The sequence below is a fragment of the Pseudomonas sp. MWU13-2862 genome (assembly GCF_023242495.1).
In the GTDB taxonomy this organism is placed as follows: Bacteria; Pseudomonadota; Gammaproteobacteria; order Pseudomonadales; family Pseudomonadaceae; genus Aquipseudomonas; species Aquipseudomonas gingeri_D.
Genome location: NZ_JALMEZ010000004.1, coordinates 413,690 through 439,185 on the forward strand (window position 1 = coordinate 413,690; position 25,496 = coordinate 439,185).

The following is a 25,496-nucleotide window of genomic DNA, read 5'->3' on the forward strand; positions in this document are numbered from 1 at the left end:
AGGGGCTGCATCAGCATTTCAGCCAGACAAACAAAAACGCCCCCGACCTTGCGGTCGGGGGCGTTTTTTTGCCAGCTAACTAAATGACTTAGTTACCGGACTTCTTGGCAGCGCGGGTACGCTCGCTTTCGCCCAGGATCTTCTTGCGAAGACGGATGGACTTAGGCGTGACTTCACACAGTTCGTCTTCTTGTACGAACTCCAGAGCCTGCTCCAGGGTGAACTTGACCGGCGGAACCAGGGCGATGGTTTCGTCTTTGCCCGAAGCACGCATGTTGTCGAGCTTCTTGCCTTTGGTTGGGTTCACACCCAGGTCGTTGTCGCGGCTGTTCAAGCCAACGATTTGACCTTCGTAGATGTCCTGGCCGTGTTCAACGAACAGTTTGCCACGCGCCTGCAGGGTTTCCAGCGAGTAGGTCAGCGCCTTACCGGTAGCGACCGAAACCAGCACGCCGTTCTGACGGCCGGACATGTCGCCGGACTTCATCACGTCGTAACGGTCGAAGATCGAGGTCAGGATGCCGCCACCGGAGGTCAGGGTCAGGAACTCGTTACGGAAACCGATCAGGCCACGAGCCGGGATGTTGTACTCAAGGCGCACACGGCCCTTGCCATCCGGAACCATGTTGGTCAGGTCGCCCTTACGCAGGCCCATTTGCTCCATGATCGCGCCCTGGGATTCTTCCGGCAGGTCGATGGTCACGTTTTCGTACGGTTCGTGCTTCACGCCGTCAACCATACGGATGATCACTTCCGGACGACCTACACCCATTTCGAAGCCTTCGCGACGCATGGTTTCGATCAGTACCGAGAGGTGCAACTCACCACGGCCGGAGACCTTGAACTTGTCAGCCGAGTCGCCTTCTTCAACGCGCAGAGCAACGTTGTACAGCAGCTCTTTATCCAGACGTTCCTTGATGTTACGGCTGGTGACGAACTTGCCTTCACGACCGCAGAACGGCGAGTCGTTGACCTGGAAGGTCATCGAAACGGTAGGTTCGTCAACGGTCAGCGGCTTCATCGCTTCGACGTTCAGTGGGTCGCACAGAGTGTCGGAGATGAACAGCTGCTCGAAGCCGCTGATGCAGACGATGTCGCCGGCAGCTGCTTCTTCAACGTCGATACGGTGCAGGCCGTGGTGACCCATCAGCTTCAGGATACGACCGGTACGCTTCTTGCCGTCGGCGTCGATAGCGACAACCGGGGTGTTCGGCTTGATGCGGCCACGAGCGATACGACCAACGCCGATAACACCCAGGAAGCTGTTGTAGTCCAGTGCCGAGATTTGCATCTGGAACGGACCGTCACGGTCGACTTTCGGCGCCGGTACGTCGTCGACGATCGACTGGTACAGCGGGGTCATGTCTTCAGCCATGGCAGTGTGGTCCAGACCGGCAATACCGTTCAGGGCCGAGGCGTAGACGACTTTGAAGTCCAGCTGTTCTTCGGTGGCACCGAGGTTGTCGAACAGGTCGAAGATCTGGTCCAGAACCCAGTCCGGACGCGCGCCTGGACGGTCGACCTTGTTGATCACCACGATTGGACGCAGGCCGGCTTCGAACGCCTTCTTGGTCACGAAACGGGTTTGCGGCATAGGGCCGTCTTGAGCGTCAACCAGCAGCAGAACGGAGTCGACCATCGACATTACACGTTCAACTTCGCCGCCGAAGTCGGCGTGGCCCGGGGTGTCCACGATGTTGATGTGGTAGCCGTTCCAGTTGATGGCGGTGTTTTTCGCCAGAATGGTAATACCGCGCTCTTTCTCCTGGTCGTTGGAGTCCATCACGCGCTCGTCGTTGAGCTCGTTGCGCTCCAGGGTGCCGGATTGACGCAAGAGTTTGTCTACCAGGGTGGTCTTACCATGGTCAACGTGAGCAATGATGGCGATGTTGCGTAGATTTTCGATCACTTGTGTATCTCGATCAGAGGATTCGGTGTGCTGACAGGTCGTGGCAGCGATTAACAGTAGAGTCAGGCCTAGCCGTTACAGCTTGACGGCAGAGTCGGGGGGCCGGTGACGCAGGCCACAGGCAAACAGCCCCGGGCTCTTAGCTCGGTCGATAAACGCGCACATTGGCATGCCCCTCACTGAGCAAATGGTGGGCATGCAGGCGACTCATCACGCCTTTGTCGCAATACAACAGGTACTGGCGAGTAGGGTCCAGTTCCTTGAAACGAGCGTTCAAAGCATAAAACGGCATCGCTTGTACCTCGATGCCAGCGATCGCCAGCGGATCATCTTCCTGAGCATCCGGGTGACGGATGTCGATCACGATATGACCGGCCAGCGCCTCGCTGACTTCTTCAATCTGCAAATCCTGGCCCAATTCGTCGATCACCCGATCGATCGGCACCAGTTTGGCCCGCTCGAGCGCCCGCTCGAGAATCGCCATGTCGAACTGTTGTTCTTCGTACTCCACGCGGTTGCGCTTGGCGTGGGTCTTGGGGTTCACCGAAATGACCCCGCAATATTCCGGCATGTGCTTGGCGAAATCCGCCGTGCCGATCTCGGTCGCCAGGTCGATGATGTCCTGCTTGTGGCTGGCGATCAGCGGGCGAATCACCAGCTTCTCGGTCACACAGTCGATCACCGACAGGTTCGGCAGCGTCTGGCTGGATACCTGGGAGATCGCCTCGCCGGTCACCAGCGCGCCGATCTCCAGGCGATCGGCCATGACGGTAGCAGCGCGCAACATCATACGCTTCAATACTACGCCCATATGACTGTTATCGACTTTGCCGAGAATTTCTCCCAGCACTTCCTCGAACGGCACGCTGACAAACAGCACCCGCTGGGAGCTGCCGTACTTCTTCCAGAGGAAGTGAGCGACTTCCATCACCCCCAGCTCGTGGGCGCGGCCACCGAGATTGAAGAAGCAGAAATGGCTCATCAGGCCGCGGCGCATCATCTGGTAGGCGGCCACGGTGGAGTCGAAACCGCCGGACATCAGCACCAGGGTCTGTTCGATGGAACCCAGCGGGTAGCCGCCCAGGCCATTGTGCTGACTATGGATAACAAACAACCGCTGGTCGCGAATTTCCATCCGCACTTCGATTTCCGGCTCTTTGAGGGAAATCCCGGCGGCATTGCACTGTCGGCGCAACTGGCTGCCGACGTATTTCTCCACATCCATGGAGCTGAAACTGTGCTTGCCGGCGCGCTTGCAACGCACCGAAAAAATCTTCCCGGGCAGGGCCTCGCCGAAGTGCTGTTTGCACTGGGCGGTGATCTCGTCGAAGTCACCCAGCGGGTATTCGTCGACCTGCAGGAAATGCGCGATGCCCGGCATGCAGCACAGGCGCTCGGTCAGTTCCTGCAGGGCCTTGGGCTCGCTCAGCGCGGTTTCCAGCTCGAGATTGTCCCACACGCCGTTCACCACCACGTTCGGGTCCAGGTCACGGAGCACGGTACGGATGTTCTTGGCCAGCTGGCGGATGAATTTCATCCGGACAGGGCGGCTTTTAATGGTGATTTCGGGGAAGACTTTTACGATAAGTTTCATGAAAACAGCGCGCGAAGGGCCGGCCGAAAAAGGGGGGCGCGGATTATAGCGGAAATTGCTCAAGGTTTAACCAGTTATTGTGCAGATGGTTTTGCACGCACCAAAACAGGTCGCCGTCGATTATTTTAGATCCAAAATGGTGCGACAAACGCCCGAAAATTCTCCTATGCTCGCTGCAACGCGTGAGATTGGGGCAAAAAACCCATCACGGGGCACTGGCATGCAATTTGCTCTCTTGTGAGGCAGGTTGCCTTGGCCGATATTCGCGCCGGCATCACCACTCTTTCAGGGCTAACTCCACTACCCAGCCCGAAGCCACCCGGAGGACACCATGTCGAAGTCGGTTCAACTCATCAAAGATCATGACGTTAAATGGATTGATCTGCGCTTCACTGACACCAAAGGCACTCAGCACCACGTGACCATGCCGGCCCGTGATGCACTGGATGACGAATTCTTCGAAATCGGCAAAATGTTCGACGGCTCCTCCATCTCCGGGTGGAAAGGCATCGAAGCCTCCGACATGATCCTGATGCCGGACGACAGCACCGCCGTACTCGACCCGTTCACCGAAGAGCCGACCCTGATCCTGGTCTGCGACGTGATCGAGCCTTCGACCATGCAGGGCTATGACCGCGACCCACGTGCGATCGCCCGTCGCGCCGAGGAATACCTGAAGTCGACCGGTATCGGCGACACCGCTTTCTTCGGCCCTGAGCCTGAGTTCTTCATCTTCGATTCGGTCAAGTTCAAGTCCGACATCTCCGGCTCCATGTTCAAGATCTTCTCCGAACAAGGTTCGTGGATGTCCGACCAGGACGTGGAAGGCGGTAACAAAGGCCACCGTCCAGGTATCAAAGGCGGCTACTTCCCGGTTCCACCGTTCGACCACGACCACGAAATCCGTACCTCCATGTGCAACGCACTGGAAGAGATGGGCCAGACCGTCGAAGTTCACCACCACGAAGTGGCAACTGCCGGCCAGAACGAAATCGGTGTGAAGTTCAACACCCTGGTCAACAAGGCTGACGAAGTCCAGACCCTGAAGTACTGCGTACACAACGTGGCAGACGCCTACGGCCGTACCGCGACCTTCATGCCAAAACCGCTGTACGGCGATAACGGCTCGGGTATGCACGTTCACATGTCCATCTCCAAAGATGGCAAGAACACCTTCGCTGGCGAAGGTTATGCCGGCCTGTCCGACACCGCCCTGTACTTCATCGGCGGCATCATCAAGCACGGTAAGGCCCTGAACGGCTTCACCAACCCGTCGACCAACTCCTACAAGCGTCTGGTCCCAGGCTTCGAAGCGCCGGTAATGCTGGCCTACTCGGCACGCAACCGTTCCGCCTCGATCCGTATTCCTTACGTCAACAGCCCCAAGGCTCGTCGTATCGAAGCACGCTTCCCGGATCCGGCTGCCAACCCTTACCTGGCCTTCGCCGCACTGATGATGGCCGGCCTGGACGGTATCCAGAACAAGATCCACCCTGGCGACGCTGCTGACAAAAACCTGTATGACCTGCCGCCTGAAGAGGCCAAAGAGATTCCACAGGTGTGCGGTAGCCTGAAAGAAGCCCTGGAAGAGCTGGACAAAGGCCGTGCGTTCCTGACCAAAGGCGGCGTTTTCAGCGACGACTTCATCGATGCCTACATCGAGCTGAAAAGCGAAGAAGAAATCAAAGTACGCACCTTCGTACACCCACTGGAATACGAGCTGTACTACAGCTGCTGATCCGGTAGCGCTCGCGCAAGCGGCGTAACGAAAGGCCACCTTCGGGTGGCCTTTTTCATGGGCAGAAATCGAGAATTCTTGAAACGTTTCCAGACTGGCAGGACGCTGTGGAGCGGCGTTAACTAGGGGCTCCCGACCTTGTGACGGGAACCACAGGCACCGCGCGTGGCGCGCGGTACAAGGACGTTAACCTGGAAGCCAGCACATGACCCCGATCTCCACATCCAATGCACAAACCCCACCCCAACCCAGCGCCCAAGTGCTGCTGCGCAGCACCAGCTCCTGGGATGGCACGCCCTACGAACGCTATCCCGAAGGACCACCGGAACTGACCTTGTTGCAGGTCAATATTCCGGCCGATACCGAGTTGGGCTGGCACCTCCACCCGATTCCCAGCGCCGCCTACATCCTCTCGGGCGAAGTGTGGGTCGAGACCCGGGAAGGGGGCCACAACACCCACCTGAAACAGGGCGACACAATAGCCGCCCTGGTCAACATCCAGCACCGCGCCAAGACCGGCGCGGTTCCGGTGGACCTGTTGGTGTTCTACGCCGGCACCGAGGGCGTGCCGCTCTCGGTATCGGACCTCTGACATAGCTCCTACAGATTTTTGCCGAACACAAAATGTGCATTAAACACTGAACTGTAGGAGCAAGGCTTGTCGGGACGCCGCACCGCCGCGAAGGGGGCCTCAAGATCGCTAAAAGCTTCGCGGGCAAGCCCTGCTCCTACAGGTATTGTGGTGTTTTCAAGATCCCACGCCACGAATGGCATCCCGAGACACACCGACATCTTTTTCATGAAAAGAAACTGGCGCCTGGCCGCGCTTGTGACGTTTACTCAGGGCCCTGTGCCCACCCTCTGGACGAAGCCCGCTCCATGTACCTGACAAAACGCCTTGCCAGCCCGCTGCTGCTTATTCTCCTCAGCACCGGTGCCTTCGCCGAAACCCCGAAGCCCACACCCGCCCCCGCGTCCCTGGCACCCTTGCTCCAGGCCGTGAGCGAACGCCTGGAGATCGCCGATCAGGTCGCGTTGACCAAATGGGACAGCGGCAAGCCGATCCAGGACAGCCCGCGCGAGCAGCAAGTCATCGCCAATGCCGCGCAGGAAGCCGCCACCTACCAGCTCAAGCCTGAAGACGTCAGCCAGTTCCTCGCCGCCCAGATCGAAGCCAACAAGCTGGTGCAATACGCCCTGCTGGCCAAGTGGCACGCCGCGGGCAAGGCCCCGACCATCGCCCGCCCCGACCTGGTCAAGCAGATCCGCCCGGCCCTTGATCAACTGCAAGTGCGCCTTCTGCAGCATTACGCCGCCTTCGCCGCCTCCCGGCAGGACCCGCAATGCCCGACCTGGCTGGCCCAGGAGCGCCAGGTCCTGAGCACCGACGAGATCCATGACCTGGCGCTGATTCGCGCCGTGGGCGAGTTGTGCCTCAGCGGGCGCTGAAGCCGTTGAAGGTTGTGCTCTATGCTGACACCCTGAAGCACCTGGGCGGGATGTCAGCGCCAGGACCACTATCGGGAGCGCCCATGGGTCGAAGCCTTCTTTTGCTGCTAATGGCGGTCGCCTTGCCAGCCGCCGCACAGATCTACAAGTACACCGATGCCAACGGCAACACGGCCTACAGCAACCAGCCGCCCGACGGCACCGCCGCACAGACCGTGGAGCTGCCGCCGCTCAACAGCGTGGGCCTGCAGCAGTCGTACACGCTGCCGCTGCCCACACCGGCGACACCCGCACCGGCGACTTCAGCGGCGACACCCACCAATGCCGGCGCGGCCTACAGCACCCTGGAACTGACGGACATCCCGACCCAGGAAGCCCTGCGTGCCAACAACGGCACCTTCACCGTCGGCGTGAAGATGGAGCCGCGCCTGCAACGCCAGCACCTGCTGCGCCTGGTGCTCGACGGTGCGCCCTACGGCCAGCCAAGCAATGTGCCACGCCTGCAACTGGTGAATATCGACCGCGGTGACCATACCCTCAGCGTCCAGGTGCTGGCCGGCGAACAGGTGGTGCAGCAAAGCGCCCTCGTACCCTTTACCGTCCAACGGGTACACAAGCCTTGAGCCACTTATGATTCGCGTTTTCGTCCGCCTGCTGCCGCTGCTCCTGACGCTTTGCGCCGGCTCGGCACTGGCCGAGATCTACACCTACATCGACAGCCAGGGCAACCGGGTCTTCACCGATCAACACCGGGCCGGTGCCAAGGCGGTGCCGTTGCCGCCGGTCAATCGCCTGTCGCTGACCCCGACGGCGCCCCTGCCCACGCCGGCCACCGCGCAAAAACCCAAGGTCCAGCCGATTGTCCATTACCAGATGCTACGCATCCTGGTGCCGGACCCCGATGCCACCATCCGTAGCACCGAAGGCAACCTGATCGTCAGCGTCACCAGTGAACCCGGCCTGATGCCCGGGCACACCTACCAATTGCTGCTGGACGGCAAACCCACCGCCGCGCCCGGCCCCAGCCCGGTGTTCGCCTTGAACAATATCGACCGCGGCAGCCACCAGCTCGCGGTGGAGATCCTCGACGAACAGGGGCGGATCGCCGAACGCACGGCCAACCAACCCTTCCATATGGTGCGTATCTCGCTGGCGCAGAAACGCCAGGCCAACCCCTGCCAACTGGCTGATTACGGACAACGGCCGGAATGCCCGCTGGCAGACAAGCCCGAGGAAGAAAGCAGCAGCATTTTGCCGTTTCTCTGACCCACGCCAAGCATGGCACCAGATTGGTGCACTAAACTGCACACCTACCCGAACCAAATCCCATTTTGGTTCGAAAGTACCCGTCGTTTCTGGCAGAACGCCACTCAATCGAGCCTGAAACGCCCATTTCAGGCAATTCGCGCTTCTTTTCGGAGCCTTGGTTTGGTTTTTGCATTTTCCTTGTATCGACGCCTTGTTCGCGCGCGCAAATCGGGACCGGCCCCGTTTGCCATGCTCCAAAAGAGGTCCCCATGACCATCAGTGACGCCCTGCACAGACTGTTACTCGACAACCTGACCACCGCGACCATCCTGCTCAACGCCGAATTGCGCCTGGAGTACATGAACCCGGCGGCTGAAATGCTCCTGGCCATCAGTGGCCAGCGCAGCCATGGCCAGTTCATCAGCGAACTGTTCACCGAGTCGGTCGAGGCCTTGAACTCCCTGCGCCAGGCCGTGGAACAGGCGCACCCGTTCACCAAGCGCGAAGCCATGCTCACGGCGCTGACCGGCCAGACCCTGACCGTCGACTACGCCGTGACGCCGATTCTCAGCCAGGGCGAAACCCTCCTGCTGCTGGAAGTCCATCCCCGCGACCGCCTGTTGCGGATCACCAAGGAAGAGGCCCAGCTGTCCAAGCAGGAAACCACCAAGATGCTGGTGCGCGGCCTGGCCCACGAAATCAAGAATCCCCTGGGCGGGATTCGCGGCGCCGCACAGTTGCTGGCTCGCGAGCTGCCGGAAGAAAGCCTCAAGGACTACACCAACGTCATCATCGAAGAGGCCGACCGCCTGCGCAACCTGGTGGACCGCATGCTCGGCTCGAACAAGCTGCCGTCCCTGGCGCTGACCAATGTCCATGAAGTCCTGGAACACGTCAGCAGCCTGGTGGAAGCCGAGAGCCAGGGCTGCATCAATCTGGTGCGCGACTATGACCCCAGTATTCCCGATGTACTGATCGACCGTGAACAGATGATCCAGGCCGTGCTCAATATCGTGCGCAACGCCATGCAGGCCATCAGCAGCCAGAACGAGCTGCGCCTGGGTCGCATCAGCCTGCGCACCCGGGCGATCCGCCAGTTCACCATCGGCCACGTGCGCCATCGCCTGGTGACCAAGATCGAGATCATCGACAACGGCCCGGGGATTCCCGCCGAGCTGCAGGAAACCATCTTCTATCCCATGGTCAGCGGCCGCCCGGACGGTACCGGGCTCGGCCTGGCCATTACCCAGAACATCATCAGCCAGCACCAGGGCCTGATCGAATGTGAGAGCCACCCCGGCCACACCACATTCTCGATCTTTCTGCCACTGGAACAAGGAGCCACATCGACATGAGCCGTAGTGAAACCGTGTGGATCGTCGATGACGACCGTTCTATCCGATGGGTCCTGGAAAAAGCCCTGCAACAGGAAGGGATGACCACCCAGAGCTTCGACAGTGCCGATGGCGTAATGAGCCGCCTGGTCCGTCAGCAGCCGGATGTGATCATCTCCGACATCCGCATGCCCGGCGCCAGTGGCCTGGACCTGCTCGCGCGGATTCGCGAGCAGCACCCGCGCCTGCCGGTGATCATCATGACCGCCCATTCCGACCTCGACAGCGCGGTGGCCTCCTACCAGGGCGGGGCGTTCGAATACCTGCCCAAGCCGTTTGACGTCGATGAAGCGGTGTCGCTGGTCAAGCGCGCCAACCAGCATGCCCAGGAACAACAAGGCATGGCCGTGGCGCCGACCCTGACCCGGACCCCGGAAATCATCGGCGAAGCGCCGGCGATGCAGGAAGTGTTTCGCGCCATCGGTCGCCTCAGCCACTCCAACATCACCGTATTGATCAATGGCGAGTCCGGCACCGGCAAAGAGCTGGTGGCCCACGCCCTGCACCGCCACAGCCCACGGGCGGCGCAACCGTTCATCGCCTTGAACATGGCGGCGATTCCCAAGGACCTGATGGAATCCGAGCTGTTCGGCCATGAAAAAGGTGCCTTTACCGGCGCGGCCAACCTGCGGCGCGGGCGTTTCGAACAGGCCGACGGCGGCACCCTGTTCCTCGACGAAATCGGCGACATGCCGGCCGACACCCAGACCCGTCTGCTGCGGGTACTGGCGGACGGCGAGTTCTACCGGGTCGGCGGGCATACGCCGGTCAAGGTCGACGTGCGCATCATCGCCGCGACCCACCAGAACCTGGAAACCCTGGTTCACGCGGGCAAATTCCGTGAGGACCTGTTCCATCGCCTGAACGTGATCCGCATCCATATTCCACGGATGTCGGACCGTCGCGAAGACATCCCGACCCTGGCCAAGCACTTCCTCGCCCGCGCCGCCCAGGAACTGTCGGTGGAGCCGAAGCTGCTGAAGTCGGAAACCGAGGAATACCTGAAGAACCTGCCGTGGCCGGGCAACGTGCGCCAGCTGGAGAATACCTGCCGCTGGATCACAGTGATGGCTTCCGGGCGCGAGGTGCATATCAGCGACCTGCCGCCGGAGCTGCTGAACCTGCCGCAGGATTCGGCACCGGTGACCAACTGGGAACAGGCACTGCGCCAGTGGGCCGACCAGGCGCTGGCACGCGGCCAATCGAGCCTGCTGGACAGCGCCGTGCCGAGTTTCGAGCGGATCATGATCGAGACCGCCCTCAAGCACACCGCCGGCCGCCGTCGCGACGCCGCCGTGCTGCTGGGCTGGGGCCGCAACACCTTGACCCGCAAGATCAAGGAACTGGGCATGAAGGTCGATGGCGGCGATGAGGACGACAGCGACGAGGGTTGATCCGTCGCTTCAAGCCAAACCCTCTACAGCCTGGCTGTAGAGGGTTTTTTATTGCCCTGCAAATGGGGCGGCGTGCACCACGGCAATGCGCCTTGAACCGCGATCGAGCAGAGAATCAGGCCGCGCAGGCGCCATCGCCGTTTTTACGCTCGAGCAGAAAGGCCCCGTATTCCGGGACCTTCAGACACATTTTGAAAATTATCAGGGCAATCATTGGCGTTTTTTCAAAAGCTGGCACGCGCCCTGCAATAACCCCAGTACAACCCAGTTTTGGGGACCCTGATACAGGCAGGTCAGGGACTCCCCTTCTTTACACCGGGACTCACACCGCTCACAGCGACGAGTCCCAAGACGCTTTTGGGAACCCTGGTACAGGCAGGCCGGGACTTCCCTTCTTTACACCAGGACTCATACCGCTCACAGCGACGAGTCCAGATGCTTTCGGGGACCTTGATACAGGCAGGTCAAGACTCCCCTTCTTTACACCGGGACTCACACCGCTCACAGCGACGAGTCCCAAAACGCTTTTGGGAACCCTGATACAGGCAGGTCAGGAATTCCCTTCTTTACACCGGGACTCATACCGCACACAGCGATGAGTCCAGACGTTTTCGGGGACCCTGGTACAGGCAGGCCGGGACTCCCCCTCTTTACACCGGGGCTCACACCGCTCACCGCGACGAGCCCGATAGCCGTTCTGGGAGCTCCGGTACAGGCAGGCCGGAGATTCCCTCTTTTATTCCTCCCGCAGATTGATCGCCAATCTCCAGCGTCCGTCCACCTTCGCCCCGGCCCATTCGCCGTGCAACGGACGCGCCGCCAGCAGCGTCAGCAACAACCCCTTGTCACTCAAGCGCACACGCCAGTTGGCGTCCTTGCCGGCCACCTGCAAGTGACCGTTCTGCGCCTTGCCCTCGGCGTCGAACAACAACGCAACCGTGCCGTCGACCTGCTCGCCATGCACCTTGGGCTCGGCACTGAACCAGACCACCACCCCCTCGGGCACCACCTCGACCTGTTGCAAAACCAGGGGCTCGGGCGCGGTCAGGCGACCGATCATCATCCCGACCATCAAGCCGACAATCGCCAGCGATCCCAACACCCGCGGCAATAGCTTCGATCGCGGGTCCTCTTCGGGGGTAGAATGCTGCCCATCTTCATCTTCGGAGCCGTGCATGTTTCACGTCATCCTTTTTCAACCAGAAATTCCGCCGAACACCGGCAACATTATCAGGCTGTGCGCCAACAGCGGCTGCCACCTGCATTTGATCGAGCCCATCGGTTTTGAAATGGACGACAAGCGCTTGCGCCGCGCCGGCCTCGACTATCACGAGTACACCACGCTCAAGACCCACGCCGACCTCGCCAGTTGCCTGGAAAGCCTCGGCCACCCGCGCCTGTTCGCTTTTACCACCAAGGGTTCGCGAGTGTTCCATGAGGCGCGCTTCGCCGAGGGTGATGCGTTTCTCTTCGGCCCGGAAAGCCGTGGCCTGCCGGCCGAGGTGCTCGACGCCCTGCCCGGCGAACAACGCCTGCGCCTGCCGATGCGCGAAGGCTGCCGCAGCCTGAACCTGTCCAACACCGTGGCGGTGGCGGTCTACGAAGGCTGGCGCCAGCTGGGCTTTGCCTGAAAACCAGGCCCCGCCTGAACAAAAAAAGCGCCGGACTGGGCGCTTTTTTTCTGTGGGGCCGGCTTGCTGGCGATGAAGCCTGCCAGACTTGCGCCGCCTGGCTGACCGCTATCGCCAGCAAGCCGGCTCCTACAAAGGGCAGGCAATCCGTTTATTGAACGGTTTGCGCGCCGTCTTCCTGCAGACGCTGCAGCTCTTGCGCGTACAGGGCATCGAAGTTCACCGGGGCCAGCATCAACGCCGGGAACGAACCACGGGTGACCAGGCTGTCCAGGGTTTCACGGGCGTACGGGAACAGGATGTTCGGGCAGAATGCACCCAGGGTGTGGCTCATGGAAGCCGCATCGAGGTTCTTGATCAGGAAGATACCGGCCTGCTGCACTTCAGCGATGAAAGCCACTTCTTCACCGTTCTTCACGGTCACCGACAGGGTCAGCACCACCTCGTGGAAGTCGCCTTCCAGGGCTTTCTGACGGGTATTGAGGTCCAGGCCGACGCTCGGCTCCCACTGCTGGCGGAAGATCGCCGGGCTTTTCGGGGCTTCGAAGGACAGGTCGCGCACGTAGATACGCTGCAAGGAGAATTGCGGTTGGCTATCTTCTTCAGTGGCAGCAGTGTTCTGTTGGTCAGTCATCGCAGCAGATCCTTCTTGATCTTCAGGTCTTTAAAGGGTTGGGGGAATCAAGCTTCCAGCAACGCGTCCAGCTTACCGGCGCGCTCGAGGGCGAACAGGTCGTCGCAACCACCGATGTGCCGGTCGCCGATCCAGATTTGCGGCACGGACGTGCGCCCGGCCTTCTGGGACATCTCGGCCCGCAACTGCGGTTTACCATCGACCTTGATCTCGTCGAAAGCAACGTTCTTGCTGCCGAGCAACGACTTGGCGCGCATGCAGTAAGGGCAGTAATCACTGGAGTAGACAACGACCTGGCTCATATCACTTCACCAGCGGCAGATTGTCGGCTTTCCAGCTGGAAATACCACCGGACAGCTTGGCGGCAGTGAAACCGGACTTGAGCAGCTCGCGGGCGTGAGTCCCGGAGTGCTGGCCCTGGGCGTCGACCAGAATCAGGGTCTTGGCCTTGTGCTTCTCCAGTTCACCGATGCGAGCCATCAGTTTGTCCTGGGGAATGTTCAGCGCGCCGACGATATGACCGGCGGCAAAGTCCTTGCTCGGGCGCAAGTCGATGACCACGCCCTGGTCCTGGTTGACCAGTGCGGTCAACTGGCCAGTACTGAGGCTGGCGCCACCGCGGCTCATTTCATGGGCAATCAGCAAGGCCAGCAGGAGCACGAAGGCGCCGGCTAACAGGTAGTGGCTAGTGGCAAATGCAATCAGGTGATCGACCATCAGGAGGTTCCAGGGCGTTAAAATGTGGGCCAGTATACACAGCCGTCAAGGTCGGCCAAACCCCGCCCGGCGGTGACTGCATTTGAACTTGGCTTTAAACTGCGACTCTTTTTTCCATGACCTTTCAATCCAGCCGCGAGTGCCGTCCATGACTACCACGCCTAAACCTTTGGTCCTGATCATCCTGGATGGCTTCGGTCACAGTGAGAGCCATGACTACAACGCCGTCTATTCGGCGAAAAAACCGGTGCTCGACCGCCTGGTCGCGACCCAGCCCAACGGCCTGATCTCCGGCTCCGGCATGGATGTCGGCCTGCCGGATGGGCAGATGGGCAACTCCGAAGTCGGCCACATGAACCTCGGCGCCGGCCGGGTGGTGTACCAGGACTTCACCCGCGTGACCAAGTCGATCCGCGACGGCGAGTTCTTCGAGAACCCGACCATCTGCGCGGCGGTGGACAAGGCCGTGGGCGCGGGCAAGGCGGTGCACATCCTCGGCCTGCTGTCCGAAGGTGGCGTGCACAGCCATCAGGACCACCTGGTGGCCATGGCCGAGCTGGCGTTCAAGCGCGGCGCCGAGAAAATCTACCTGCACGCCTTCCTCGATGGCCGCGACACCCCGCCGAAAAGCGCCCAGTCATCCATCGAGTTGCTCGACGAAACCTTCCGTACCCTGGGCAAGGGCCGTATCGCCAGCCTGATCGGGCGCTATTTCGCCATGGACCGCGACAACCGCTGGGACCGTGTGGCCCAGGCCTACAACCTGATTGTCGACGGCCAGGCCGAGTTCCACGCCGCCAATGCCCAGGAAGGCCTGCAAGCCGCCTATGAGCGCGGCGAGAGCGACGAATTCGTCAAGGCCACCCGCATTGGCGAGAAAGTCACCGTCGAAGACGGCGATGCGGTGGTATTCATGAACTTCCGCGCCGACCGTGCCCGTGAACTGACCCGGGTGTTCGTCGAAGACGACTTCAAGGACTTCGAGCGCGCCCGCCAGCCGAAAACCGCCGGCTTCATCATGCTGACCCAGTACGCCGCCAGCATTCACACGCCGTCGGCCTTCGCCCCGGGCAGCCTGGAAAACGTGCTGGGCGACTACCTGGCGAAAAACGGCAAGACCCAGCTACGGATCGCCGAAACCGAGAAGTACGCCCACGTCACCTTTTTCTTTTCCGGCGGGCGCGAAGAACCTTTCCCGGGTGAGGAACGTATCCTGATCCCGTCGCCGAAAGTCGCCACCTACGACTTGCAACCGGAAATGAGCGCGCCGGAAGTCACCGACCGCATCGTCGATGCTATCGAACACCAGCGTTACGACGTGATCGTGGTCAACTACGCCAACGGCGACATGGTCGGCCACAGCGGCGTGTTCGATGCGGCCGTTAAAGCAGTGGAATGTCTGGATTTGTGTGTAGGACGTATCGTCGAGGCCCTGGACAAGGTCGGCGGCGAAGCGCTGATCACCGCCGACCACGGCAACGTCGAACAAATGGAAGACGAATCCACCGGCCAGGCCCACACCGCCCACACCACCGAGCCGGTACCTTTCATCTATGTCGGCAAGCGTCCGCTGAAGGTCCGTGAAGGCGGCGTGTTGGCAGATGTCGCACCGACCATGCTCAAGCTTCTGGGCCTGGAACAGCCGAAAGAGATGACCGGTACGTCGATCCTGACTGACCTCTAAACGCCACAAATCAGGTAGGCCGCAGGCCTGCGGCCTACCTCTTTATCGGAAACGCCTGAAAGCAACCGCTTTTGGGCGTTTTTTTTGCAGCCCGCGGCGGGCATACTAGGGCGTCTCGTTCCCAGGTGTCGCCCGCCCCATGCTTCGCGCCCTTATCGCCCTAGCCCTGATCTGCCTGCTCCAACCGGCCTTTGCCGACGAGCGCGCACAAACCCAGCAGCAATTGGACGCCACGCGTCAGGATATCGCTGAGCTGAAAAAGCTCCTGGGCAAGCTGCAGGAAGAAAAATCCGGGGTGCAGAAAGAACTGCGCGGCACCGAAACCGAGATGGGCAAGCTGGAGAAGCAGGTCGATGCCCTGCAGAAAGAGCTGAAAAAGAGCGAAAGCGAACTGCAGCGGCTCGACGCAGAGAAAAAAAAACTCCAGAGCGCGCGCATTGAACAGCAGCGACTGATCGCGATCCAGGCCCGCGCCGCCTACCAGGGTGGCCGCCAGGAGTACCTCAAGCTGTTGCTCAACCAGCAAAACCCGGAAAAATTCGCCCGCACCCTGACCTATTACGATTACCTGAGCCAGGCGCGCATGGAGCAGTTGAAGAACTTCAACGAAACCCTGCGCCAACTGGCCAATGTCGAAAACGACATCAATCTGCAGCAAGCCCAGTTGCTGGTGCAGAAAAGCAGCCTGGACAGCCAGCGCGACGAACTGGACAAGGTCCGCAAGGAACGCCAGGCGGCCCTGGCCAAACTCAGTGACGACGTGAAAGCCCGCGACCAGAAGCTCGCCGCTCGCGAACAGGACCAGGCCGACCTGTCGAAAGTCCTCAAGACCATCGAAGAAACCCTGGCTCGCCAGGCCCGCGAGGCGGAAGAAGCGCGTCAGAAAGCGCTGCTCGCCCAGCAGGAAGCCGAAAAAAAGCGCCAGCGTGAGGCTGCGGTCGCCACCGACGACAGCCCACGGCCACCGCGTAAAACCACGCCTGGAGCCTTGGTATCGAGTGCGGGAGAATCCTTCGGCGGCCCTTTTGCTTCAGCGCGCGGCAAACTTCCATGGCCAGTTGATGGTCGACTGCTTGCGCGCTTTGGTGAAACCCGTGGCGATGACGCCCGGACCAAGTGGGACGGGGTAATGATCAGCGCCGCCGCCGGTAGCCAGGTGCACGCCGTGCACGGTGGCCGCGTGGTGTTCGCCGATTGGTTGCGGGGCGCCGGTTTGCTGGTCATTCTGGACCACGGCAACGGTTACCTGAGCCTCTACGGGCACAACCAGACGCTGCTCAAGTCCGCAGGCGATGTGGTAAAAGCCGGTGAGTCGATCTCTACTGTAGGCAACAGTGGCGGTCAGGACGCACCCGCGTTGTATTTCGCTATACGTCAGCAGGGTCACCCGAGTGATCCGGCCCAATGGTGCCGCGCCCAAGGATAGGCCCGCATCTTAATCAGGAGTTCGTTCGACATGTTGCATTTGTCCCGCCTCACCTCGCTGGCCCTGACGATCGCCCTGGTGATCGGTGCGCCCCACGCGTTCGCTGCGCAACCTGCCCAGCCCGCGCCGGCTGCCGCTGCTCCGGCCGTCACCGCCAAGGCCCCGCTGCCGCTCGACGAGCTGCGCACCTTTGCCGAGGTCATGGACCGGATCAAGGCCGCCTATGTCGAACCGGTGGACGACAAGACCCTGCTGGAGAATGCCATCAAGGGCATGCTCAGCAACCTTGACCCACACTCCGCCTACCTCGGGCCGGACGACTTCGCCCAGTTGCAGGAAGACACCAGCGGCGAATTCGGCGGCCTGGGCATCGAAGTCGGCATGGAAGACAACTTCGTCAAGGTGGTCTCGCCGATCGACGACACCCCGGCGTCCAAGGCCGGCGTGCAGGCCGGCGACCTGATCGTCAAGATCAACGGCCAGCCGACCCGCGGCCAGACCATGACCGAAGCCGTCGACAAGATGCGCGGCAAGGTCGGCCAGAAAATCACCCTGACCCTGGTGCGCGGCGGCGGCGCGCCGTTCGACGTGACCCTGACCCGGGCGATCATCCGCACCAAGAGCGTGCGCAGCCAGTTGCTGGAAAACGGCTACGGCTATATCCGCATCACCCAGTTCCAGGTCAAGACCGGCGAAGAGGTCTCCAAGGCCCTCGCGGCCCTGCACAAGGAAAACGGCAAGAAGCTCAACGGCATCGTCCTCGACCTGCGCAACAACCCGGGCGGCGTGTTGCAGGCGGCGGTGGAAGTGGTCGACCACTTCATCACCAAGGGCCTGATCGTCTACACCAAAGGTCGCATCGCCAACTCCGAACTGCGCTTCTCGGCCACCGGCCACGACGAAAGCGAAGCGGTGCCGATGGTGGTGCTGATCAACGGCGGCAGCGCCTCGGCTTCGGAAATCGTTGCCGGTGCCCTGCAAGACCAGAAACGCGCCGTGTTGATGGGCACCACCAGCTTCGGCAAGGGCTCGGTACAAACCGTGCTGCCGCTGAGCAATGACCGCGCGCTGAAGATCACCACCGCGTTGTACTTCACGCCTAACGGTCGCTCGATCCAGGCCCAGGGCATCATCCCCGATGTTGAAGTCCGCCAGGCCAAGGTCACCGGTGCCCAGGACGACGACACCTTCAAGGAAGCCGATCTCCAGGGTCACCTGGGCAACGGCAACGGCGGCGCGGACAAGCCAAGCGTCAAGGCGCCCAAGGCCAAGCCACGCCTGCAGGACGACGACTACCAGTTGGGACAGGCCCTGAGCCTGCTCAAAGGCCTGAGCGTGACACGCGGCAACTGAGATGCGCCGCTGGCTGCTGCTCCTTATCGGCTGTTTGATCGGCGTTGCCCAGGCGGCGCCGGTCGAGCCGCCGGCACCGACCAAGGCCTACCTCACCCTGATTATCGATGACCTGGGGCAGAACCTGCCCCGGGATCGTCGGGTGCTGGCCCTGCCCGGGCCGGTCACTCCATCGATCATGCCCGACACCCTGCACGCCGCCGAATTCGCCCGCGAGGCCCATGCCGCCGGCAAGATCGTCATGCTGCACATGCCCATGGACCCGGCCACCGGGCCTTTCGCCTGGCATCCCGACCTGTCCCTCGATGAATTGCAAACGCGCCTGGCCGCCGCCTTCAAGGCCGTGCCCTTTACCAGCGGGATCAACAACCATGAAGGCAGCCGCATGACCGCCGAACCGGTGGCCATGGCCTGGCTGATGGGCGAATTGCAGCGGCGCAACAAGTTCTTCGTCGACAGCCGCACCAGCGCCAAGACCGTCGCCGCGGCCCAAGCGCAGAAGATCGGCCTGCCCAGCGTGTCGCGGGATGTCTTCCTCGACAACGAACGCACCGAACCGGCCATCACCGCACAACTGGAAGAAGCGATCAGGCTGGCGCGCAAGCACGGCTCGGCGGTGGTGATCGGCCACCCCTACCCGCAGACCCTGGCGGTCCTCGAACGCGAACTGCCTAAACTCAAGGAGCAGGGCATCGACTGGATCGATATCAAATCGATGATCGCCCTACGCGGCAACCAGGCGACCGAGGCTCACGGCAAGCAGGGCGTCTATCACTGAGTGGACGACACCGTTACAGGTAACGCCCGAAGGCCTGATCCACCACACCTTCACGGCGTAGCTGATCGAGTGCCGACTGCAGCTTGGCAACGACGGTATCGGGCACCTCTTTGTTGAGGGCCAGGTAAAGGGACGCACTGTTGAAGCGCAAGACCGTCTTGAGCCCGGCAATGCCCTCCTGCCGCGCCAGATAGCGTCCGGCGGGATCGCCCGAGGCCCACAGGTCGATCTGACCGTCGACCAGCTTGCGCGCATTATCCTGGTCGCGCAGGGCCAGCACCGGGTTGAATCCGTGCTGCGCCAGGTATTGGGCGATAGCGTCGCCCTTGTAGGCGCCGATCCGGTAGCGATGGGCCTGCTCCAGGCCCGACAAGGCAATGGGGCTGTCCGTCTTGCCCAGCAGCACCCAATCGTCAGGACCGATCGGCCCGACCCATTTGAACAGTCTCTCGCGCTCCGGCAGCCTGGCCATGACAAACACCCCGTAGCCGGGGTTTTCCAGGGCGAGCTTGTAGATACGTTCCCAGGGGAAACGCAGGGTCAGGCTGTAGGAAATACCGGCGCGCTTGAAGGTTTCCCGCACGATATCGGCGGCAATGCCTTCGATATTCTCGTCCTTGGCGAAGTTCTTGCCATTTTTCGCCATGTTGTAGGGCGGGAAGTTCTCCGTCAGCAGGACAATGCCGTCATCGGTAGCGTCCGCCGCAGCCACCGTGCCCGACAACAGTCCGATCAGGCAAAACAGCGCGAGGAAAAAGCGTTTAGACATAGTAGGCAACCGGAATCCGTGGCGGACTCAAGAGTGACTTGAGCCCGCCATACTGTCCAGTGGACTGTTGCCCTCAGCGCACCACGATACCGCGCGCGGCCATATAGGCCTTGGCTTCCGGCACCGTGTACTCGCCGAAGTGGAAGATGCTCGCCGCCAGCACCGCACTGGCGTGGCCTTCCAGAATCCCGTCGGCCAAGTGCTGCAGGTTGCCGACACCGCCCGAAGCGATCACCGGGATACCCAGGGCATCGCTGATGGCCCGGGTCACGCCGAGGTCGAAACCGCTTTTCATGCCGTCCTGGTCCATGCTGGTGAGCAGGATCTCGCCGGCACCGAGGCCTTCCATCCTCGAAGCCCACTCCACCGCATCGAGCCCGGTGGGCTTGCGCCCGCCGTGGGTGAAGATTTCCCAGCGCGGGGTTTCGCCCGGCAGCGAGACCTTCTTCGCATCGATGGCGACGACAATGCACTGCGAGCCGAAATGCTGCGCCGCTTCGCCGACGAACTCGGGGTTGAACACCGCCGCCGTGTTGATCGAGACCTTGTCGGCCCCGGCATTGAGCAGGTTGCGGATGTCCTGCACGGTGCGCACGCCGCCGCCGACCGTCAGCGGGATAAACACCTGGCTGGCCATGCGCTCGACGGTATGCAGCGTGGTGTCACGGCCGTCGACGCTGGCGGTGATGTCGAGAAAGGTGATCTCATCCGCGCCCTGCTCGTCGTAACGCCGGGCGATTTCCACCGGGTCACCGGCATCACGGATGTTCTCGAACTTGACGCCCTTGACCACGCGACCGTTGTCGACGTCCAGGCAAGGGATGATGCGTTTGGCCAGCGCCATGGTGAGTCCTCAGCCTTTGTACGAATCGCAGAAGGCTTGCGCCTCGGCGACATCGAGGGTGCCTTCGTAGATCGCCCGGCCGGTAATCGCGCCGATGATGCCCGGTGCCTTGGCGTCCAGCAGGCTCTTGATATCGCCCAGGTTGTGGATACCGCCGGAAGCGATCACCGGAATTTTCGTGGCCGCAGCCAGGGCTGCGGTGAAGGGCACGTTGCAGCCCTGCATCATGCCGTCTTTGGCGATATCGGTGTAGACGATGGCGGAGACGCCGTCGGCTTCGAACTGTTTGGCCAGGTCGATGACCTGCACGGTGCTGATTTCAGCCCAGCCGTCGGTGGCGACAAAACCGTCCTTGGCATCCAGGCCGACGATGACCTTGCCCGGGAACGCGCGGCAGGCTTCGGCAACGAACGCAGGGTCTTTCACCGCCTTGGTGCCGATGATCACGTAGCTCACGCCGGCCTTGACGTAGTGCTCGATGGTTTCCAGGGAACGGATACCGCCGCCGATCTGGATCGGCAGGTTCGGGTAACGCTTGGCGATGGCGGTGACCACCTCGCCATTGACCGGCTGGCCTTCGAACGCGCCGTTCAGGTCGACCAGATGCAGACGGCGGCAGCCGCCCTCCACCCACTTGGCAGCCATGCTCACCGGGTCATCGGAGAACACCGTGGAATCTTCCATGCGGCCCTGGCGCAGACGAACGCAGGCACCGTCTTTGAGATCGATAGCGGGGATAATCAGCATCTGGCAAACCTTAGAGTCGTTTTTTCAGCTTCACTCGGAAATCAGTTTTTCTCGAGTGCCCACAGGTCGCTTTCGATGCTTTCGAACCTTTCTTTAAGGTGCGTCTGCACATCGAAAATCGCCCTGTTGTAATAGTGCGGAGCAATTTCACGGGTAAACAGGTCGAGGATTTCAGCCGCTTCGAACGAACCCAGGTCCAGTTCGAAGCGCTCTTCCATGAAGCGCTTGATCTTCTGATTGGCCTCGTTCTCCTGTTCCGGAGCGAGGGTCAGGATCGGCGGCTTGGTCTTCTTCGCGGCCATTTACCAGCGTCCGTCCCAGGCGGCGAAGTTCTGCAGCAATTGCAGGCCATGGGTATGGCTTTTCTCCGGGTGGAACTGCACGGCGAAACGCGAGCCCTCGGCCAGAGCCGCAGCGAAGTCGACGCCGTAGTGCCCGCGGCCCACCACCTGCCGCGGGTTACCGGCGGCGATGTAGTAGCTGTGCACGAAGTAGAAGCGCGCCAGGTCCGGGATGTTGTGCCACAGGGGGTGATCCACTACCTGCGTCACCTCGTTCCAGCCCATATGCGGCACTTTCAGATGCTCGCCGTCCTCGTGCTGGTCCTTGGCGAACAGCTTCACCTGGCCAGGAAACAGGCCGATGCAGTCGACGCCGGCGTTCTCTTCGCTATGGTCGAGCAAGGCCTGCATGCCGACACAGATGCCAAGGAACGGACGATCCTGGCTGACTTCACGCACCAGGGCGTCGAAACCCAGGCGACGGATCTCGGCCATGCAGTCGCGAATCGCGCCGACGCCGGGGAAAACCACCCGGTCGGCTTCGCGAATCACAGCCGCATCGCTGGTGATCAGCACCTTGCCGGCACCCACGTGCTCGAGGGCCTTGGCCACCGAGTGCAGGTTACCCATGCCGTAATCGATAACCGCGACCGTCTGCATTACAGGACGCCCTTGGTCGAAGGCATTTGCCCGGCCATGCGGTCGTCGAGTTCGACGGCCATGCGCAGGGCGCGACCGAAGGCCTTGAACACGGTTTCGATCTGGTGGTGGGTGTTGGTGCCACGCAGGTTGTCGATGTGCAGGCTGACCAGGGCGTGGTTGACGAAGCCCTGGAAGAATTCCTGGAACAGATCGACGTCGAAGCCGCCCACGGTGGCGCGGGTGTAGGGCACGTGCATCTGCAGGCCGGGACGGCCGGAGAAGTCGATGACCACTCGCGACAGCGCTTCGTCCAGCGGCACATAGGCGTGACCGTAGCGACGGATGCCTTTTTTGTCGCCGATGGCTTTGGCAAAGGCCTGACCCAGGGTGATACCGACGTCTTCCACGGTGTGGTGGTCGTCGATATGAAGGTCGCCCTTGCACTCGATATCCAGGTCGATCAGCCCGTGACGGGCGATCTGGTCGAGCATGTGTTCAAGAAAAGGCACACCGATATCAAATCGGGCCTTTCCGGTGCCATCCAGGTTGATCGAGGCTTTGATCTGGGTTTCCAGAGTGTCGCGCTCGACGGACGCCTTACGTTCGGCCATCACCAGCTCCGCAAAATCATTGGGCGAAAAAGGCAGCCATTATAGGGGCGCGGGCGGCAAACAGAAACACGCAAGGTGAACTCCCGGACGGGCTGAATCCAGGCGTGTCGGGGATATACCTGTCAGGACAACTACGAAAGGAGGGCGTGATCACTCCCACGCGCTACGCGGGAATGATCACGATGTACAACTTAGTGGAACAGCACCGCCGTCTTCTGCAGGGTGACCCACACGCCCCACGCCAACGGAATGCCCACCACCAGCCAGGCGGCAACCGCCATCGGCTTGCTGCCCGCAGCGGCTTTCCACTCCAGCACGGTAGTGCTGTCGGCGCCCTTGTCATGACCCAGCGCCTGCTCGGCGGCCAGTTCCGCGTCGGTCATGAAGTACTTGTCGGCCACCGGACGCACCAGCAGGTTGCAGATGAACCCCAGCACCAGCAGGCCGGCGAGGATGTACAAGGTGATGTCGTAGGCCGCGGCGCGCTCGACGCCGATGCTCAACTGATACTCACGCAGGTAGTTCACCAGCACCGGCCCCAGCACCCCGGCTGCCGCCCAGGCGGTCAGCAGGCGACCGTGGATCGCACCGACCATCTGGGTGCCGAACAGGTCCGCCAGGTAAGCCGGCACCGTGGCGAAACCACCGCCGTACATCGACAGGATCACGCAGAACGCCGCCACGAACAGCGCGACGCTGCCCAGATGACCAAGGCTCGGCACCGACGCATAGAGCGCGAAACCCAGGGCGAAGAACACGAAGTAGGTCGCCTTGCGGCCGATATAGTCCGAGAACGACGCCCAGAAGAACCGGCCGCCGATATTGAACAGGCTGAGCAAACCGGTGAAGCCGGCTGCGATGGCAGCGATCAGGCCCAGTTGCGCGGCGTCCAACTGGCCGAAGGTCAGGCCGTTGCCGAGCAATTTACCGGCGAAGACTTCCTGCAACAGCGGCGAAGCCATGCCGAGGATGCCGATACCGGCGGACACGTTCAGGCACAGCACCAGCCACACCAGACGGAACTGCGGGGTCTTCCAGGCCACGTTCACATGCACGTGACGGTGGGTGATCATCGCGTTGCTGCTCTTCTTCACCGGCGCGGTCCAGCCCTCGGGCTTCCAACCGGTAGGCGGCACGCGGTACGACAATGCGCCGCCGATCATGAAGACGAAGTAGATCGCCGCCATCACCGCGAAGCTCTGCCACACGCCGACACTGGTAGGCGAAGCGAAGTGGCCCATCAAGGCCGCCGCCAACGGTGCACCGACCATCGCGCCGCCGCCGAAGCCCATGATTGCCATGCCGGTGGCCATGCCGCGCTTGTCCGGGAACCACTTGATCAGGGTCGAGACCGGCGAGATATAGCCCAGCCCCAGACCGATACCGCCAATCACCCCGGAACCGATCCACATCAGCCAGATCTGGTGGGTATAGACCCCCAACGCGGAAATCAGCAAGCCACCACACCAGCACAGTGCGGACACCACACCGGCCTTGCGCGGACCGGCACGTTCCAGCCAGCCGCCCCAGATCGCGGCCGAGCAGCCGAGGAAAATGAAGAACAGGGTGTAGATCCAGCCGAGCATGGAAATCGGCCAATCACACTGTGACGAGAACACTTGTGAGATAAAGCTCATGTCCGGCGCGCAAGCGACCGGTGCGGTGATGCCCAAGGCCTTGGACAGTGGCAACCAGAACACCGAGAAACCGTAGGCCATGCCGATGCACAGGTGGATGGCCAGGGCGGCCGGTGGAACCAGCCAGCGGTTGAAACCGGGCTTGGCGATAATGCGCTCTTTTGACAGGAACGCAGGTTCGGCGGCTTGAATGCGCGCCGTCATGCTGCTGCTCATTTGAAGTGTTTCCCCCAATTGAAATGATGGTTCGCCGGCCACACATCACTCCCGACCTTGGTGCACGCAGGCATGGCCGTGTTATTGAGTGATGCTTGTTACGCGACAATAGGTCGCAGAAAGACCGACCAACTGCGAGAGGTTACCATTTACGCATGACAGCACAACCAGACTGATACGCTCTTTATGTAATGCAACTGCTCTGCTTTCCTGTAGGAGCAAGCTTGCTCGCGATCCGCCGCAGGCGGCCATCAGCCGCGAATGCAGATGGCGCCCGAAAGATCGCTATCGCGAGCAAGCCTGCTCCTACGAAACGCCAACCCCGGACGTTCGAGGAATCTATGCCCATCGTTGTCGAGTCCCTCACCGAAGCCTCTTACCAGGACCAGCAGGACCTGCAGAAAATCTACCTGGACGCCCCCGCCTGGCTTTTCGCACCGCAAGCCGACGGCCAGCAACTGATCGAGACCGCCCTGGCCGACGGCAGCCTGATCGCCGGGCGTTTCAATGACCGCCTGCTGGGCGCGGCGCGCTTGGAGCGGCGGGCGGATCTCTGGCTTTTATCCCAACTTTGCGTCAGAAAAGTCACCAGGCGCCGTGGGGTAGCCGAACGACTGGTGACGGAAGCCGCACGGATGGCCAGGCTGGCCGGCGCGGAACTGCGGCTCCTGGCCCCCGCCGGACATCTCGAAGCCCAGGCGCTGGCGGCCAAGCTGCGGATTCCCCTGGATCCGCTCTAGGGATCATCCCTGCCCTGTCGCCAGCCCCGTGACGCTATACTCGCGGGCTGAATTTCAAAT

At 61.5% G+C, this 25,496-nt stretch carries 27 protein-coding genes; 13 read left to right on the forward strand and 14 right to left on the reverse strand.

Translation table 11 applies throughout. The features are described 5' to 3' along the window. Nucleotides 1–88: 88 nt before the first annotated feature. Together typA and thiI are read right to left on the reverse strand one after the other, a co-directional pair. Nucleotides 89–1,909 carry a translational GTPase TypA gene (gene typA, locus M5C56_RS10000; protein ID WP_103495503.1) on the reverse strand — a complete coding sequence of 607 codons (1,821 nt, stop codon included), beginning with the start codon at nt 1,907–1,909 and terminating at the stop codon, nt 89–91. A 139-nt stretch (nt 1,910–2,048) separates the two neighbouring features. Next, nucleotides 2,049–3,503, reverse strand: a complete 1,455-nt coding sequence (thiI, locus tag M5C56_RS10005; protein WP_103495504.1) for a tRNA uracil 4-sulfurtransferase ThiI — start codon at nt 3,501–3,503, stop codon at nt 2,049–2,051. A gap of 331 nt (nt 3,504–3,834) precedes the next feature. On the opposite strand from thiI, the gene glnA reads away from it, so the two are divergent. Beyond that, entirely contained in the window at nt 3,835–5,241 is a 1,407-nt protein-coding gene (gene glnA, locus M5C56_RS10010; RefSeq protein WP_100940351.1) for a type I glutamate--ammonia ligase, read from the forward strand. Nucleotides 5,242–5,446: 205 nt separating this feature from the next. After that, nucleotides 5,447–5,833 (forward strand): cupin domain-containing protein, encoded by a 387-nt coding sequence (locus M5C56_RS10015; RefSeq protein WP_103495505.1) that lies wholly within the window; start codon nt 5,447–5,449, stop codon nt 5,831–5,833. Between the two features lie 8 nt (nt 5,834–5,841). Here M5C56_RS10015 and M5C56_RS10020 read toward each other — a convergent pair whose 3' ends face one another. Then, the gene (locus tag M5C56_RS10020; RefSeq protein ID WP_247263114.1) at nt 5,842–6,042 is read right to left on the reverse strand and encodes a hypothetical protein; all 201 of its coding nucleotides are present in this window, start codon (nt 6,040–6,042) and stop codon (nt 5,842–5,844) included. A 78-nt stretch (nt 6,043–6,120) separates the two neighbouring features. Between M5C56_RS10020 and M5C56_RS10025 the strand changes: the two genes are divergently transcribed. From M5C56_RS10025 to ntrC, 5 genes are all read left to right on the forward strand, one after another. Beyond that, complete coding sequence (locus tag M5C56_RS10025; RefSeq protein WP_103499149.1) at nt 6,121–6,690, forward strand: chorismate mutase; 570 nt, start codon at nt 6,121–6,123, stop codon at nt 6,688–6,690. Between the two features lie 83 nt (nt 6,691–6,773). Beyond that, nucleotides 6,774–7,313 (forward strand): DUF4124 domain-containing protein, encoded by a 540-nt coding sequence (locus M5C56_RS10030; protein WP_103499148.1) that lies wholly within the window; start codon nt 6,774–6,776, stop codon nt 7,311–7,313. Nucleotides 7,314–7,320: 7 nt separating this feature from the next. Continuing rightward, on the forward strand, nt 7,321–7,956 hold the full coding sequence (locus tag M5C56_RS10035; protein WP_103499147.1) for a DUF4124 domain-containing protein: 636 nt from the start codon (nt 7,321–7,323) through the stop codon (nt 7,954–7,956). A gap of 251 nt (nt 7,957–8,207) precedes the next feature. Then, on the forward strand, nt 8,208–9,293 hold the full coding sequence (gene glnL, locus M5C56_RS10040) for a nitrogen regulation protein NR(II) (RefSeq protein ID WP_040063506.1): 1,086 nt from the start codon (nt 8,208–8,210) through the stop codon (nt 9,291–9,293). Continuing rightward, nucleotides 9,290–10,726, forward strand: coding sequence for a nitrogen regulation protein NR(I) (gene ntrC, locus M5C56_RS10045; protein WP_100940345.1), 1,437 nt, complete (start codon nt 9,290–9,292; stop codon nt 10,724–10,726). Before glnL ends, ntrC begins: the two co-directional genes overlap by 4 nt. Nucleotides 10,727–11,462: 736 nt before the next feature. On the opposite strand, the gene M5C56_RS10050 is transcribed toward ntrC, so the two are convergent. Then, on the reverse strand, nt 11,463–11,903 hold the full coding sequence (locus tag M5C56_RS10050) for a hypothetical protein (protein ID WP_100940344.1): 441 nt from the start codon (nt 11,901–11,903) through the stop codon (nt 11,463–11,465). Between M5C56_RS10050 and M5C56_RS10055 the strand changes: the two genes are divergently transcribed. Next, nucleotides 11,902–12,357, forward strand: coding sequence for a tRNA (cytidine(34)-2'-O)-methyltransferase (locus M5C56_RS10055; protein WP_103496808.1), 456 nt, complete (start codon nt 11,902–11,904; stop codon nt 12,355–12,357). The genes M5C56_RS10050 and M5C56_RS10055 overlap by 2 nt on opposite strands. A gap of 151 nt (nt 12,358–12,508) precedes the next feature. On the opposite strand, the gene secB is transcribed toward M5C56_RS10055, so the two are convergent. From secB to M5C56_RS10070, 3 genes are read right to left on the reverse strand one after another with little or no spacing between them, the layout of a single operon-like run. Continuing rightward, nucleotides 12,509–12,991: a protein-export chaperone SecB gene (gene secB / locus M5C56_RS10060; protein WP_103496807.1), complete on the reverse strand. Its 483-nt coding sequence runs from the start codon at nt 12,989–12,991 to the stop codon at nt 12,509–12,511. Nucleotides 12,992–13,038: 47 nt separating this feature from the next. Continuing rightward, entirely contained in the window at nt 13,039–13,293 is a 255-nt protein-coding gene (grxC, locus tag M5C56_RS10065; RefSeq protein WP_103496806.1) for a glutaredoxin 3, read from the reverse strand. 1 nt (nt 13,294) lies between these two features. Then, entirely contained in the window at nt 13,295–13,708 is a 414-nt protein-coding gene (locus M5C56_RS10070; protein WP_100940340.1) for a rhodanese-like domain-containing protein, read from the reverse strand. A 148-nt stretch (nt 13,709–13,856) separates the two neighbouring features. Here M5C56_RS10070 and gpmI point away from each other — a divergent pair, with 148 nt between their 5' ends. From gpmI to M5C56_RS10090, 4 genes are all read left to right on the forward strand, one after another. Then, nucleotides 13,857–15,392: a 2,3-bisphosphoglycerate-independent phosphoglycerate mutase gene (gene gpmI / locus M5C56_RS10075; RefSeq protein WP_103496805.1), complete on the forward strand. Its 1,536-nt coding sequence runs from the start codon at nt 13,857–13,859 to the stop codon at nt 15,390–15,392. 139 nt (nt 15,393–15,531) lie between these two features. Continuing rightward, complete coding sequence (locus tag M5C56_RS10080; protein WP_103496804.1) at nt 15,532–16,818, forward strand: murein hydrolase activator EnvC; 1,287 nt, start codon at nt 15,532–15,534, stop codon at nt 16,816–16,818. A 30-nt stretch (nt 16,819–16,848) separates the two neighbouring features. Beyond that, the gene (locus M5C56_RS10085; RefSeq protein WP_103496803.1) at nt 16,849–18,171 is read left to right on the forward strand and encodes a S41 family peptidase; all 1,323 of its coding nucleotides are present in this window, start codon (nt 16,849–16,851) and stop codon (nt 18,169–18,171) included. Nucleotide 18,172: 1 nt separating this feature from the next. Then, the gene (locus M5C56_RS10090) at nt 18,173–18,949 is read left to right on the forward strand and encodes a divergent polysaccharide deacetylase family protein (protein ID WP_103496802.1); all 777 of its coding nucleotides are present in this window, start codon (nt 18,173–18,175) and stop codon (nt 18,947–18,949) included. Between the two features lie 13 nt (nt 18,950–18,962). Here the strand turns inward: M5C56_RS10090 and M5C56_RS10095 are convergent, their stop codons facing one another. The 7 genes from M5C56_RS10095 to M5C56_RS10125 form a co-directional block, all read right to left on the reverse strand. Then, nucleotides 18,963–19,718, reverse strand: a complete 756-nt coding sequence (locus M5C56_RS10095; RefSeq protein ID WP_103496801.1) for an ABC transporter substrate-binding protein — start codon at nt 19,716–19,718, stop codon at nt 18,963–18,965. Between the two features lie 73 nt (nt 19,719–19,791). After that, nucleotides 19,792–20,562 (reverse strand): imidazole glycerol phosphate synthase subunit HisF, encoded by a 771-nt coding sequence (gene hisF / locus M5C56_RS10100; protein WP_100940334.1) that lies wholly within the window; start codon nt 20,560–20,562, stop codon nt 19,792–19,794. Nucleotides 20,563–20,571: 9 nt separating this feature from the next. Beyond that, nucleotides 20,572–21,309 carry a 1-(5-phosphoribosyl)-5-[(5-phosphoribosylamino)methylideneamino]imidazole-4-carboxamide isomerase gene (gene hisA, locus M5C56_RS10105; protein WP_008041005.1) on the reverse strand — a complete coding sequence of 246 codons (738 nt, stop codon included), beginning with the start codon at nt 21,307–21,309 and terminating at the stop codon, nt 20,572–20,574. A gap of 41 nt (nt 21,310–21,350) precedes the next feature. Beyond that, on the reverse strand, nt 21,351–21,611 hold the full coding sequence (locus tag M5C56_RS10110) for a DUF2164 domain-containing protein (RefSeq protein ID WP_103496800.1): 261 nt from the start codon (nt 21,609–21,611) through the stop codon (nt 21,351–21,353). Next, complete coding sequence (hisH, locus tag M5C56_RS10115; RefSeq protein ID WP_103496799.1) at nt 21,612–22,250, reverse strand: imidazole glycerol phosphate synthase subunit HisH; 639 nt, start codon at nt 22,248–22,250, stop codon at nt 21,612–21,614. Continuing rightward, nucleotides 22,250–22,843 (reverse strand): imidazoleglycerol-phosphate dehydratase HisB, encoded by a 594-nt coding sequence (gene hisB, locus M5C56_RS10120; RefSeq protein ID WP_100940330.1) that lies wholly within the window; start codon nt 22,841–22,843, stop codon nt 22,250–22,252. Before hisB ends, hisH begins: the two co-directional genes overlap by 1 nt. A gap of 191 nt (nt 22,844–23,034) precedes the next feature. Beyond that, nucleotides 23,035–24,696, reverse strand: coding sequence for an OFA family MFS transporter (locus tag M5C56_RS10125; RefSeq protein WP_103496798.1), 1,662 nt, complete (start codon nt 24,694–24,696; stop codon nt 23,035–23,037). Nucleotides 24,697–25,037: 341 nt separating this feature from the next. Between M5C56_RS10125 and M5C56_RS10130 the strand changes: the two genes are divergently transcribed. Then, nucleotides 25,038–25,436: an acetyl-CoA sensor PanZ family protein gene (locus M5C56_RS10130; protein WP_103496797.1), complete on the forward strand. Its 399-nt coding sequence runs from the start codon at nt 25,038–25,040 to the stop codon at nt 25,434–25,436. Nucleotides 25,437–25,496 lie beyond the last annotated feature (60 nt).